This is a genomic window from Streptomyces sp. NPDC088915, from assembly GCF_044749825.1.
Taxonomy (GTDB): domain Bacteria; phylum Actinomycetota; class Actinomycetes; order Streptomycetales; family Streptomycetaceae; genus Streptomyces.
Genome location: NZ_JBIVIR010000010.1, coordinates 257,748 through 270,923, shown reverse-complemented (window position 1 = coordinate 270,923; position 13,176 = coordinate 257,748). Strand labels below are relative to the sequence as shown.

Annotated in this window: 11 protein-coding genes; 9 read left to right on the top strand and 2 right to left on the bottom strand. The window is 71.8% G+C overall.

Features of this window, described 5'->3' with window-relative positions; genetic code table 11:
* The first annotated feature begins 33 nt into the window (after window positions 1–33).
* The gene (locus ACIP5O_RS20365; RefSeq protein ID WP_401295152.1) at window positions 34–2,049 is read left to right on the top strand and encodes an APC family permease; all 2,016 of its coding nucleotides are present in this window, start codon (window positions 34–36) and stop codon (window positions 2,047–2,049) included.
* Between the two features lie 43 nt (window positions 2,050–2,092).
* Here the strand turns inward: ACIP5O_RS20365 and ACIP5O_RS20360 are convergent, their stop codons facing one another.
* Window positions 2,093–2,728, bottom strand: a complete 636-nt coding sequence (locus ACIP5O_RS20360; protein ID WP_401295150.1) for a hypothetical protein — start codon at window positions 2,726–2,728, stop codon at window positions 2,093–2,095.
* 269 nt (window positions 2,729–2,997) lie between these two features.
* Here ACIP5O_RS20360 and hemL point away from each other — a divergent pair, with 269 nt between their 5' ends.
* The 8 genes from hemL to ACIP5O_RS20320 all read left to right on the top strand — a co-directional run bounded on the left by hemL (window position 2,998) and on the right by ACIP5O_RS20320 (window position 11,603).
* On the top strand, window positions 2,998–4,305 hold the full coding sequence (gene hemL / locus ACIP5O_RS20355; protein ID WP_401295148.1) for a glutamate-1-semialdehyde 2,1-aminomutase: 1,308 nt from the start codon (window positions 2,998–3,000) through the stop codon (window positions 4,303–4,305).
* A gap of 176 nt (window positions 4,306–4,481) precedes the next feature.
* On the top strand, window positions 4,482–5,129 hold the full coding sequence (locus ACIP5O_RS20350) for a histidine phosphatase family protein (protein WP_401295251.1): 648 nt from the start codon (window positions 4,482–4,484) through the stop codon (window positions 5,127–5,129).
* A 329-nt stretch (window positions 5,130–5,458) separates the two neighbouring features.
* A complete protein-coding gene (locus tag ACIP5O_RS20345; protein WP_401295146.1) occupies window positions 5,459–6,727 on the top strand; it encodes a hypothetical protein in 1,269 nt (422 codons plus the stop codon).
* A 105-nt stretch (window positions 6,728–6,832) separates the two neighbouring features.
* The gene (locus tag ACIP5O_RS20340) at window positions 6,833–7,441 is read left to right on the top strand and encodes a TlpA family protein disulfide reductase (RefSeq protein ID WP_401295144.1); all 609 of its coding nucleotides are present in this window, start codon (window positions 6,833–6,835) and stop codon (window positions 7,439–7,441) included.
* 4 nt (window positions 7,442–7,445) lie between these two features.
* Window positions 7,446–8,183 carry a cytochrome c biogenesis protein CcdA gene (locus tag ACIP5O_RS20335; protein WP_356544245.1) on the top strand — a complete coding sequence of 246 codons (738 nt, stop codon included), beginning with the start codon at window positions 7,446–7,448 and terminating at the stop codon, window positions 8,181–8,183.
* Between the two features lie 5 nt (window positions 8,184–8,188).
* On the top strand, window positions 8,189–9,925 hold the full coding sequence (locus ACIP5O_RS20330) for a cytochrome c biogenesis protein ResB (RefSeq protein ID WP_401295142.1): 1,737 nt from the start codon (window positions 8,189–8,191) through the stop codon (window positions 9,923–9,925).
* Window positions 9,922–11,007, top strand: a complete 1,086-nt coding sequence (ccsB, locus tag ACIP5O_RS20325; RefSeq protein WP_401295140.1) for a c-type cytochrome biogenesis protein CcsB — start codon at window positions 9,922–9,924, stop codon at window positions 11,005–11,007. Before ACIP5O_RS20330 ends, ccsB begins: the two co-directional genes overlap by 4 nt.
* 56 nt (window positions 11,008–11,063) lie before the next feature.
* A complete protein-coding gene (locus ACIP5O_RS20320) occupies window positions 11,064–11,603 on the top strand; it encodes an SRPBCC domain-containing protein (protein WP_401295138.1) in 540 nt (179 codons plus the stop codon).
* Between the two features lie 6 nt (window positions 11,604–11,609).
* Here ACIP5O_RS20320 and ACIP5O_RS20315 read toward each other — a convergent pair whose 3' ends face one another.
* Entirely contained in the window at window positions 11,610–13,175 is a 1,566-nt protein-coding gene (locus ACIP5O_RS20315; RefSeq protein ID WP_401295136.1) for an ABC transporter substrate-binding protein, read from the bottom strand.
* Between the last annotated feature and the right edge of the window lies 1 nt (window position 13,176).

The following is a 13,176-nucleotide window of genomic DNA, read 5'->3' as shown; positions in this document are numbered from 1 at the left end:
CATTACATACCATTCGTCCTAACTTCAGCACTTATGAGAGCTGGAAGTGCGGTGAAACGCCTGCTCGTAGGCCGTCCGCTGGAGAGCGGGCGGCTCGGGGAGACCCTGCTGCCGAAGCGGGTCGCACTGCCGATCTTCTGCAGCGACCCGCTCTCCTCGGTCGCCTACGCCACCGAGGAGATCCTGCTGATCCTGGCCCTCGGCGGCCTGGCCGTGCTCCATCTGGCCTGGTACGCGGCGGCCGGCATCGTCGTGCTGCTCCTGGTGGTGATCGCCTCCTACCGGCAGACCTGCCACGCCTATCCGGGCGGCGGCGGGGCCTACGTGGTCTCCGCCGAGAACCTCGGGCAGCGGGCCGCGCTCACCGCCGCCTCGGCGCTGCTCATCGACTACGTGATGACCGTCGCCGTCTCCGTCGTCTCCGGGGTCGCCGCCCTCACCTCCGCCGCCCCCGCGCTCGACGGGCACGCGGTGGCCCTGTCGGTGTTCTTCGTGGTGGTCCTCACCTGGCTGAACCTGCGCGGGGTCCGCGAGTCGGGGCGCTGGTTCGCCCTCCCCACCTACGCCTTCATCGGCGTGATCCACCTGATGTTCGCGGTGGCCGCCGTGCGGATGGCGAGCGGCGCGACGATCCGCGCCGAGTCCGCCGGCCTGCCCGTAAAGGAGGTCTCGGCCTACTCGGGGCTCGCGCTCGTCCTGCTCGGCCTGCGCGCCTTCGCCTCCGGCTGCACCGCGCTGACCGGTGTCGAGGCCGTCAGCAACGGCGTCCCCGCCTTCGCGAAGCCCAAGAGCCGCAACGCCGCCACCACCCTGGCGATCATGGGCGGGCTCTCCGTGATCATGTTCTCCGGGATCACCGTGCTCGCCATGGTGTACGAGGTGCACGTCGCGGAGGACCCCACGGAGCTGGGGCTCGCCCCGGGCACCCCGACGTCCACCGCGCTCGCCCAGATCGGGCGGGCCACCTTCGGCGACTGGCACGTCCTCTTCTACGCGCTCCAGGCCGTCACCGCCGGCGTCCTGGTCCTGGCCGCCAACACCGCCTTCAACGGCTTCCCGATGCTCGCCTCCGTCCTCGGCCGGGACCGCTACGCGCCCCGCCAGCTCTTCCACCGCGGCGACCGGCTCGTCCACTCCAACGGCATCGTCCTCCTCGCGCTCGCCGCGATCGCCCTGATCGTCGCCTTCGACGCCCGGCTGACCCGCCTCATCCAGCTCTACATCGTCGGCGTCTTCGTCTCCTTCACCCTTTCCCAGGCCGGCATGGTCAAGCACTGGCGGCGAGAACTCGCCAGGCCCGCCGGGGGCGTGGCCCGGCACGTCCTCCACCGCCGCCTCGCGATCAACGCCTTCGGTGCCTGCCTGACGGCGGTCGTCCTCGTCATCGTCCTCGTCACCAAGTTCACCCACGGCGCCTGGCTGGTCGTCCTCGCGATGCCGGTGCTCTACGCCGGGATGAAGGGGGTGCGGCGGCACTACGAGGCCGTCGCCGCCGAGGTCGCCGTCGGCCCGGACGAGCGGCCCCGCGTCCTCGCCGGGAACCACGTCCTGGTCCTCGTGGCCTCGGTCAACGCGCCCAGCCTGCGCGCCCTGTCGTACGCGAAGACCCTGCGGCCCGCCTCGCTCACGGCCGTCACCGTCGCCGAGGACCCGGCGGAGGCGGAGGTGCTCCGCGCGTCCTGGGAGGCCCACGGCATCGACGTGCCGCTGCGGGTGCTCGGCTCCCCGTACCGCTCGATCGTCCAGCCGGTCCTGCGGCACGTGCGGGAGGCGCCGGAGCGGAGGGGCGACTCGGTCGTCTCGGTGGTCATCCCCGAGTACGTGGTCGGGCACTGGTGGGAGCAGCCGCTGCACAACCAGAGCGCCCTGCGCCTCAAGGCCCGGCTGCTGTTCATGAAGAACGTCGTGGTCGTCGACGTCCCCTACCGGCTGGCCTCCGCGCGCGAACTGGCCTCCGAGCGCGCGAGGGCGGCGGAGGAGGCGGAGGCGGCCGGGGCCGCCGAGGAGGCGGACGCGGCGAAGGCCACCGAGACGGAGGACCGGCCCTGACGGGGTCCTGCCCCTCCCGTCCCCGTCAACCGGGCGGATCGTCCTACGGCCACACCAGGCAGTACGGCTGGTGGCCCGCCTCGTGGAGGCGCACCGAGAAGTCCTGCCACTCGTGGAGCAGCTGGTAGACGTCGAAGGCGTCGCGGGGGCCGCCGCGGTCCGGGACCGTGGACCAGATGAAGGCGGCGGCGCCGACCGACTCCTCGCCGATCGCGCGCAGCGGGTCGACGACGGTCATCGGCAGCTTCACCACCGCGTAGTCGGGGTGCAGGACCACCAGCTCCAGCGGGGGCACCTTGTGCAGGGGCATGCCCTGGATGCCGGTGAGGACCATGGCCGCTATGGTCTCCGGCTTGATCTTGGTGAACATGCCGCCCATGCCGAGCTCGTCGCCGCCGAGCTCCTCGGGGCGCATCGAGATCGGCACGCGGGCCGCCGTGGCGCCGTCGGGCGCGCCGAAGTACTTGTACGTCACCCCCAACCGGCCCCTCCCGCCCACGGCGTCCCGCTCGTCCCGAGCGCCCGGGCCTCCCTGCTTCCGCGAAGCCTCCGGGCCTCCCTGCTTCCCCGGAGCGTCCGGGCTCGGGTCTTCGGTCCGCCGGCGCCGGTGCCTTCCCCGCCGGGCAGACTCCGGACCCAGGTCGTCCGTCCCCTCGCCCGGTCCGCCACCGCGATGCATATCTCCACCCGACTGCTTTTTCTCGGCAACACGACCCCGCCGCGCAACCCGATCATCGTGACAGTGACCTCCCCCGCGCTCGTACGGCGAAACACCCGTCCGCGAGAACGCCGTGGCCTCTGACACCATGGATTCCGTGAGCCATCCCTATGACGCCCCAGTTTCGCAGACGCGGAGGGCGTACGCCCCGGCGTAATACAGGGGATGCCCACGCCGTCCCTCCGTTCCCGATGTCGTGCCCTCAGTCGTTCTCGCAGGTCAGGATCACAGTGCCGTATTCATACGAAGCCCCAGTCTCACAGACGCTTTTCGACCGCGCTTCCCTCGTGACGCCCGGCGGCGTGAACTCACCCGTGCGTGCCTTCCGGGCCGTGGGCGGAACGCCCCGGTTCATGGTGTCCGGTTCCGGTCCGTACCTCACCGACGCGGACGGGCGGGAGTACGTCGACCTGGTCTGCTCGTGGGGGCCGATGATCCTCGGCCACGCGCACCCGGAGGTCACCGCCGCCGTGCAGGCCGCCGTGGCGCGCGGCACCTCGTTCGGCACCCCCGGCGAGGGCGAGGTGGCGCTCGCGGAGGAGATCGTCGCGCGCGTGGAGCCGGTCGAGCAGGTGCGCCTGGTCTCCTCGGGCACCGAGGCGACGATGTCCGCGATCCGGCTGGCCCGCGGGTTCACCGGACGCGCGAAGGTCGTCAAGTTCGCGGGTTGCTACCACGGCCACGTGGACGCGCTGCTCGCCTCGGCCGGCTCCGGCCTCGCCACCTTCGCGCTGCCGGACACGCCCGGGGTGACCGGCGCGCAGGCCGGCGACACGATCGTGCTGCCGTACAACGACCTGGAGGCGGTGCGGGCCGCGTTCGCCGCGCACCCGGGCGAGATCGCCTGCGTCATCACCGAGGCCTCACCGGGCAACATGGGCGTCGTCCCGCCGGCCGAGGGCTTCAACCAGGGCCTGGCGGACCTGTGCCGGGAGCACGGCGCGCTGTACGTCTCGGACGAGGTGATGACCGGTTTCCGCACCTCGAAGGCCGGCTGGTACGGCGTCGACGGCGTCAAGCCCGACCTGCTGACCTTCGGCAAGGTCATGGGCGGCGGCTTCCCGGCCGCCGCGTTCGGCGGCCGCGCCGACGTCATGGGCCACCTGGCCCCGGCGGGCCCGGTCTACCAGGCGGGCACGCTCTCCGGGAACCCGGTCGCGACCGCCGCCGGGCTCGCGCAGCTCCGGCTGCTCGACGACGCCGCGTACGCGAAGGTGGACGCGGTCTCGGCGGAGATCCGGAGCCTGGTCACGGACGCGCTGGCCAAGGAGGGCGTGGCGCACCGGCTGCAGACCGCCTCCAACATGTTCTCGGTGTTCTTCACCGCCGACGAGGTGCGGAACTACGACGAGGCGAAGAAGCAGGAGGCCTTCCGCTTCAACGCCTTCTTCCACTCGATGCTGGCCGACGGGGTGTACCTACCGCCGTCCGCGTTCGAGTCCTGGTTCGTGTCGACCGCGCACGACGAGCGGGCGGTCGAGCGGATCGCCGCCGCCCTGCCGGCCGCCGCCCGCGCCGCCGCGGAGGCCACGGCGTGAGCGACGCGAAGGACGACCGTACGGAGGGGGAGGCCGTGACCGGCACCGAGACCGTGACCGCCACCGGCGCCGGGGGCCTCAGCGGCACCGAGGTAGCGACCGGGTCCGCCACCACGCCCGAGGACCGGGTGCAGGCGCGGGCGAAGGGCGACGACGACATCACCGTGGTGCACCTGATGCGCCACGGCGAGGTGCACAACCCCGACGGCGTCCTCTACGGGCGCCGCGCCGGCTACCACCTCTCCGAGCTCGGCCGGCAGATGGCGGACCGGGTCGCGGAGCACCTGGCCGGCCGGGACGTCACGTACGTCGTCGCTTCCCCGCTGGAGCGGGCGCAGGAGACGGCCACGCCGATCGCCAAGGCGCACGGCCTGGACCTGGCCAGTGACGAGCGCCTCATCGAGGCGGGCAACGTCTTCGAGGGCAAGACCTTCGGCGTCGGCGACGGGGCGCTGCGCAAGCCGGCCAACTGGAAGCACCTGACCAACCCGTTCCAGCCGTCCTGGGGCGAGCCGTACGTCGAGCAGGTCGTCCGCATGATGGGCGCGCTCGACGCGGCGAAGGACGCGGCCCGGGGCCACGAGGCGGTCTGCGTCAGCCACCAGCTGCCGATCTGGATCGTCCGCAGCTTCGTGGAGAAGCGGCGGCTGTGGCACGACCCGCGGCGGCGGCAGTGCACGCTGGCGTCGCTGACCTCGTTCACGTACCGGGGCGACAAGATCGTCTCGGTGGGGTACAGCGAGCCGGCCCGGGACCTGGTCCCGGCGCACCTGCTCGCGGGCGCGAAGCCGGTCAAGGGGAAGTCGAAGGCCTTCGGGGCGTAGGCCGGAGGCCTTCGGGGGGCGGGCGGGTCCGGCCGGCCCGGGGCGGGTGGGTCCGGCCGGTCCAAGGGACTCGGGTCCGGCCGGTCCAGGGGACTCGGGTCCGGCCGGTCCAAGGACTCGGGACCGGCCGGTTAGGGGCCTCGGGACCGCCGACTGGACAGCCCGGCCTTGACGGGCCATGGTTCAGGGCGTTCGGATGATGTTCATGTCATCCGAACGCCCTTAAATTTTTGTGCGATTTAACGGGAACCCCCGTGTTCCTCCCTGCATCTCACTGTTTGTCGGTTTGGATGACATTCAGGTCATACGTCAGCGCGAATGGGGACGAGATGCGCGAGATCAGCGGAATCACTCGAAGGGGGCTGCTCGGGGCGGGCGTTGGGGCCGCCGCGGCAATGGGCGTCGCGGCGTGCAGCACTTCGAACAAGGACAATGCGGGGCATCCCGGACCCGACAGGCCCGGCAAGGGCGGTGACGCCACGGCGGATCCGGGCACCCCGACCCCGACCAAGGACTCCGGCCGGCTCATCGGCGACGGCTCCACCGCCGACACCGGCAAGCAGCCGCACCAGCCCGACGCCCCCGTCCCGCTCGAACCCGGCCAGGCCCCGCCCCAGTTCGTGATCTTCTCCTGGGACGGCGCCGGCGAGGTCGGCAACGGGCTCTTCCCCCGCTTCCTCGAACTCGCCAAGAACCACGACGCGGCGATGACCTTCTTCCTCTCCGGGATCTACCTCCTCCCCGAGGCGAAGAAGAACCTGTACCGCCCGCCGAACAACCGCGTCGGCGCCTCCGACATCGGCTACCTCACCGACGACCACATCAAGGACACCCTGAAGTACGTCCGGCAGGCCTGGCTCGAAGGCCACGAGATCGGCACCCACTTCAACGGACACTTCTGCGGCGGCTCCGGCTCCGTCGGCAACTGGACCCCGGCCCAGTGGCAGAGCGAGATCGACCAGGCCGTGAAGTTCGTCACGGAGTGGAAGACCAACAGCGGCTGGACCGAGCTCGACCCGCTCCCCTTCGACTACTCCAAGGAGCTCGTCGGCGGCCGCACCCCCTGCCTCCTCGGCCAGGACAACCTGCTGCCCACCGCCAAGCGGCTCGGCTGGCGCTACGACGCCAGCTCGCCCGGCGGCCGCCAGACCTGGCCCGACAAGCGCCGGGGCGTCTGGGACCTCCCCCTCCAGGCCGTGCCCTTCCCCGGGCACTCCTTCGAAGTCCTCTCCATGGACTACAACATGCTCGCCAACCAGTCGAAGAACTCCACGAAGGGCATGCCCTCGCGCTATCCGGGCTGGCGCAAGCAGGCGGCCGAGGCGTACCTCTCCGGCTTCACGCGCGCGTACGAGACGAACCGCGCGCCCTTCTTCATCGGCAACCACTTCGAACAGTGGAACGGCGGGATCTACATGGACGCCGTCGAAGAGGCGCTCAAGGGAATGGCCGGGAAGAAGGACGTCCGCCTCGTCTCCTTCCGGCAGTTCGTGGACTGGCTCGACGTCCAGGACCCGAAGGTCCTCGCGAAGCTGCGCGGCCTGGGCGTGGGGGAGAAGCCCACCGGCGGTTGGAACGCCTTCTTCAAGGCCGCTTGATCATTCCCGTGGGACCCCCCTCGCTTAGGCAGCCTTGACAAGGTGCTTTACGGGCACGTAGGGGGGTGCCCAAGATCCCCCAAACGCCCATGCGAAACTTTTCACATGAGCCTTAGCCGTGCCCCTCGACGCACCCTGTTCGCCGTCGGAGTGCTGACCGCCGCCCTCGCGCTCTCGGCCTGCGACGGCGACGGCGGCGGCGGCGGCACGTCCGGCGGGGGCGGCACCAACTTCGTCACCACCAAGGGCGGCATCTCCACCGCCCCCAAGGGCGAGCGCGCGACCCCGGGCAAGCTCGCCGGCGAGACCCTCGACGGCGAGCGGCTCGACGTCGCCGACCTCAAGGGCAAGGTCGTCGTCCTCAACGCCTGGGGCTCCTGGTGCGCCCCCTGCCGCGCCGAGGCCCCCCACTTCGCCAAGGTCGCGGGCGACCTCAAGGGCAAGGACGTCGCGTTCGTCGGCCTCAACACCCGCGACGCCAACAAGCAGCAGGCGCTCACCTTCGAAGAGGACTACGAGGTCCCCTACCCGAGCCTCTACGACCCCGCCGGCAAGCTGATCCTCTTCGGCTTCCCCAAGGGCACCCTCAGCCTCCAGGGCATCCCCTCCACCGTCGTCCTCGACAAGGAGGGCAAGATCGCCGCCCGCGCCCTCATGGCCCTCGACGACGAGAAGCTCCGCTCGATGATCGACCCGCTCCTCGAGGAGAAGTGAGCCGGTGAACGAGACGGTCACCAGCGGAGCCCTGCTGCTCGCCCTGCCCCTCGCGGTCCTCGGCGGCCTCGTCTCCTTCTTCTCGCCGTGCGTCCTGCCGCTCGTCCCCGGCTACCTCAGCTACGTGACCGGGGTCACCGGCGCCGACCTCGCCGAGAGCCGCCGGGGCCGGATGACCACCGGCGCCGTCCTCTTCGTCCTCGGCTTCACCGCCGTGTTCGTCTCCGGCGGCGCCCTCTTCGGCTACTTCGGGTCCACCCTCCAGGAGTACCGCGAGACGCTCACCACGGTCCTCGGCGTGCTCATGGTCCTCATGGGCGTCTTCTTCCTCGGCCTGATGCCCTGGCTGACCCAGCGCGAGTTCCGCTTCCACCGGAAGCCCGCCGCCGGCCTGCTCGGCGCCCCGCTGCTCGGCGCCCTCTTCGGCATCGGCTGGACCCCCTGCATCGGCCCGACCCTCGCCTCCGTCAACGCGCTCGCCCTGGAGCAGGCCAGCGCCGGGCGCGGCGCGGTGCTCGCCTTCGCGTACTGCCTCGGTCTCGGCGTACCGTTCGTGCTCGCCGCCCTCGCCTTCCGCAAGGCGCTGGGCGCGTTCGGCTGGGTCAAGCGGCACTACGTCTGGGTCATGCGGATCGGTGGCGGCATGATGATCGTCACCGGAGTCCTGCTCCTCACAGGAGCGTGGGACAGCATGGTCGCCACGATGCAGGGCTGGTCCGACGGTTTCACGGTGGGGATCTGAGTTCCATGAGCAAGACCGACACGACGGAGAGCACCGCCGCCGACGAGGCGGCCGGTGCCGAGCTGTCGACCGCCCCCAAGGAGGACCGGGAGGGCCGGGGCGACGCCGTCACCGGCGGGCCCGTCCTCGGCGCCGTCGGCTGGATCCGCTGGTTCTGGCGGCAGCTGACCTCCATGCGGGTCGCGCTGATCCTCCTCTTCCTGCTCTCCCTCGGCGCCGTCCCCGGCTCCCTCATCCCGCAGAACAGCGCGGACGAGATGAAGGTGCAGGCCTTCAAGGACGCCCACCCCACGCTCACGCCGCTCTACGAGAAGCTCCAGTTCTTCGACGTCTACAGCTCGGTGTGGTTCTCCGCGATCTACCTCCTGCTGTTCGTCTCCCTCATCGGCTGCATCGTCCCGCGCAGCCTCCAGTTCGTCGGCCAGCTCCGGAGCCGCCCGCCGGGCGCCCCCCGCCGCCTCGACCGGCTCCCCGCGTACACCACCTGGCGCACCGCGGCCGAGCCCGAGCAGGCCCGCGAGGCCGCGCTCGCCCTCCTGAGGAAGCGCCGCTTCCGCGCCCACCGGGCCGGGGACGCGGTCGCCGCCGAGAAGGGCTACCTGCGCGAGGCCGGGAACCTGGCCTTCCACGTCGCCCTGATCGTGATGCTCGTCGCCTTCGCCTGGGGCCAGCTCCTCAAGTCCGAGGGCGGCAAGCTGATCGTCGAGGGCGACGGCTTCTCCAACACGCTGACCCAGTACGACGACTTCAAGTCCGGTTCCCTGTTCGGCACCGACGCCCTGGAGCCGTTCAGCTTCACGCTGGACTCCTTCACCGGCACGTACGAGAAGAGCGGACCGCAGCGCGGCACCCCCCGCACCTTCGAGGCGGCCGTCACCTACTCGCGGGGCGGCGCGGACCGGAAGGCGGTCATCCGGGTCAACGAGCCGCTGAAGGTGGGCGGCTCCAAGGTCTATCTGATCGCCCACGGCTACGCGCCCGTCGTCACCGTCAAGGACGGGCGCGGCAAGGCCGTCTTCCACGGCGCCGTGCCCCTGCTCCCGATCGACAACAACATCACGTCGACCGGCGCGATCAAGGTCATGGACGGCTACCGCGACCAGAACGGCAAGAAGGAACAGCTCGGCTTCCAGGCCTTCTTCGTGCCGACCTTCGCGGGAGCGGGCCAGGGCACGATGTTCTCGCAGTTCCCGGCGCTCGACTTCCCGGTCATGGCGCTCACCGGCTTCCACGGCGACCTGCGCGTGAACGCCGGCCTCCCGCAGAACGTGTACCAGCTCGACAAGTCCAAGATGACCCAGTTCAAGGACGCGTCCGGCGACAAGCTCGCCCAGCGCCTGCTGCCCGGCGAGACCATGACGCTCCCCGGCGGGGCCGGCTCGATCACCTTCGAGAAGGACGTCAAGGAGTGGGCGAGCTTCCAGGTCTCGCAGCAGCCGGGCAACGGCCTCGCCCTCGCGGGCGCGATCGCCGCGATCGCCGGCCTGACCGGCTCGCTCTTCATCCAGCGGCGCCGGATCTGGGTCCGGGCCGTACGGGGCGAGGACGGCGTCACCGTCGTCGAGATGGCCGGCCTCGGCCGCAGCGAGTCCGCGAAGCTCCCCGAGGAGCTGGCCGACCTCGCGGTCGCGCTCACGGCCCAGGCCCCGCCCACCGCGGAGACCGCGGCCGCACCCGCCGCGTCCGGCGCCCCCGCCGATTCCGCGGAAGACCCCGCCCCTTCTGGAGAGGCTGACAAGTGATCCTCGCCGCCACGACCGACGAGAGCCTGGCGCGGATGAGCGACCTGCTCGTCTACTCCTCGATGGCCGTCTACACCCTGGCCTTCTTCGCCCACATCGCCGAATGGGTCCTCGGCAGCCGCAGCAAGGTCGGCCGCACCGCCGCCGCCCTCACCCCGCGGGCCGGGGAGACCCCGGCCGCCGCCGTGACCGTGCAGGTCAAGCAGGCCGGCTCCACCGCCGTGCTCGACAGGCCGACGGTCGTCACCCGGTCCGCGGCCGGCACCCGCGACGTGCCGGACGGCCCCGGCGCGGCCGGCGGCACGGCCGAGGGCGACCTCTACGGCCGGATCGCCGTCTCCCTCACCGTCCTCGCCTTCCTGGTCGAGGCGGCGGGCGTGGTCACCCGGGCGCTCTCCGTGCAGCGGGCCCCGTGGGGCAACATGTACGAGTTCTCCACCACCTTCTCCACGGTGGCGGTCGGCGCGTACCTCGGCTTCCTCCTGGCCAAGAAGAACGTGCGCTGGATCGGCCTGCCGCTGGTCACCACCGTCCTGCTCGACCTGGGCCTGGCCACCACCTGGCTGAAGACCCCCAGCGACCAGCTGGTGCCCGCGCTCGACTCGTACTGGCTGTGGATCCACGTCTCCACCGCGATCTTCTGCGGCGCGGTCTTCTACCTCGGCGCGGTCGCCACCCTGCTGTACCTCTTCCGCGACTCGTACGAGAACAAGCTCGCGACCGGCGGCAACCCCGGCGCCTTCGCCCGCTCGGTCCTGGAGCGGCTGCCCGCCGCCTCCTCGCTCGACAAGTTCTCCTACCGGGTGAACGCGGCGATCTTCCCGCTGTGGACCTTCACGATCATCGCGGGCGCGATCTGGGCCGGCGACGCGTGGGGCCGCTACTGGGGCTGGGACGCCAAGGAGGTCTGGTCGTTCATCACGTGGGTCGGGTACGCCGCGTACCTGCACGCGCGCGCGACGGCCGGCTGGAAGGGCCGGAAGGCCGCGTACATCGCGCTCATCGCCTTCGCCTGTTTCCTCTTCAACTACTACGGCGTGAACATCTTCGTGAGCAGCAAGCACTCGTACTCCGGCGTCTGACCTGCCGGGGCGCGCCCGCGCTGGCACCGCTCCCGCCCCTGGGTGACGCTGGAACCATGAGCGAGATGTCCCGGGGCAGGAGCGAGACCCACGACGGCGACACGCACGTGCTGCGGTTCACCGTCGAGCTGCCGCACCCGCCGTCCGAGGTCTGGACGGCCGTCACCACCCCCGAGGGCCTGGCGCGCTGGCTGTGCGCGGCGGACCCGCTGGAGCCCCGGCTCGGCGGCCGGATCGTCCTCCACCGGCTGACCAGCGGCGACACCGAGGACCCGGGGCGGGTGACCGCCTGGGACCCCGGGAGCGTGGCCGAGTACACGGTCGATCCGACGCACGGCCGGATCCGGTTCCACCTGGAACCGGGACCCGGACCCGGCGGCGACGGGTCGACCGTGCTGCGTTTCACCAACGAGCTGCGGGGCCCGCCGGAGCACCGCCTCGACCGGCTCGCCGCCTGGCACGACCACTTCGAGTGGCTCGCCCGCGCCCTGGACGGCCACCCCGCCGACTGGCGGGAGCGGACGTCCGAGCGCTGGCTCCACCTGCGCGAGCTGTACGAGCGGGACGCGGCGCGCTGGCCGAAGTGGGAGCCCTGAGGGCTTTCACCTTTGCTTCGGCGGCAGGCACGGCGACTGCGGCGGGTGCCCCTCCGGCCAGGCGATCTGGACGAAGCGCTGGGAGCCGTCCGGGGCCAGCTCCACGATCGGGACGGCCTTGTCGTACGGGTTGCCGTAGTTGTCCAGGCAGATCCAGCCGCTCGCCCCCTCCACCCGCAGCGAGCCCCTCACCTGCGGCCACTGGGCGGCCACGTCGGCCGCCGCCGGGTGGCGGGCCCCCTGCGGGGTCGCCTGGCGGATCGCGTGGACGGCCGTCGCCATCGCGTCGTACGCGACGATCGCCTGCCCGTCCGCGAGCGCCGGCGGCTGCTTCGTACCCCGGGTGACGTCGCCGAGGAAGGTCTCGTACGCCGTGGTGGAACCGCCCGTGGCCGGGACCTTCCGCCCCTGCGCCGGCACCCAGGCGTCCGGGTGGGCGAGCGCCGCGTACCGCACGGTCAGCCTCGACCTCAGGGCCTCGCGGTCGAGCTTCGCGTCCGCGCCCAGGTACGAGCCCTCGTCGCCGGTCAGGACGGTGAAGGCCCGGTCGGTGCAGCCGCGCGCCCCCAGCGCGTTGATGAACTGGCGGAGCTGGGTGTGGCGGCCCGCGAAGAAGACGGTCTCGGCGGGGCTGTCGCAGATCAGGTGGGTGATCTGGCGGAAGGTGTTGGCGGTGGTGCCCTCCTCGTTGGGGTCGGCGGGCGAGGTGAACAGCTCGGGGGCGTGCGGGCTGTCCTCCAGGGTGGCGGCGAAGGCGGCCTTGAGGGTGTCCGTGTAGTGGTCGCCGCCGCGGGTGTCCTGGACGAGGAGCGCCTTGGTGGCGTCCACGCGCCCGAAGTGGGCCAGCGCCTTCGCCTCGTCGCCGTTGGTGGGCGAGACGCGGGCGAGACCGGGGAAGCGCTCGTTCCCGGGGGAGTTGGCGATGTCGTCGGCGGTGATGGTGGTGCCGACGACGGCGATCCCGGCCCCGGTGAGGGCGGTCACCGCCTCCCGCACCTCGGTGGAGGAGGTGGCGACGCCGGAGACGGCCCGCAGCCGGTCGGCGGAGTCCTTCATGGCGATCAGCCGGTCGACGGTGGCGCGCCAGTGGGCGTTGCCCTTGCCGGTGTTGGCGAGGACGATCCGGATCTTGGGCAGCTCGTCGTTGGACTCGTGGTTGGCGCGGTACTGGTAGGCGTGGGCGCCCTCCAGCTCGTGCCGCACCTTGACGCGCATGCCGCCGTCGGTGGAGGTCAGCGGCAGCAGGAGGGCGACGGTCACGTGGTCGTCGGGCTCGAGCGAGGCGTTCTCGGCGCCGATGGCGCGGGCGATCGGGCCCAGTTCGCCGATCCCGAAGTCGTGCCCGTCGCCGTTGACGCCGACGCACTCCTCGCTGCCGGCGGGACGCTCGACGCCCGCCGCGCAGGAACGGTCCTCTGGGGTGGTGAGGCGGACGACGCCGTACCCGCCGAGGCCGAGGACGACGGCGGCCGTGACGAGGGAGGCGAAGAACTTCTGGCGGGGGGTGCGGACGCGCCGGCGGAGCCGGTCGAGCGGACGGGCGGTCGAGCGGTCGGTCACGCGGTCGGGCATG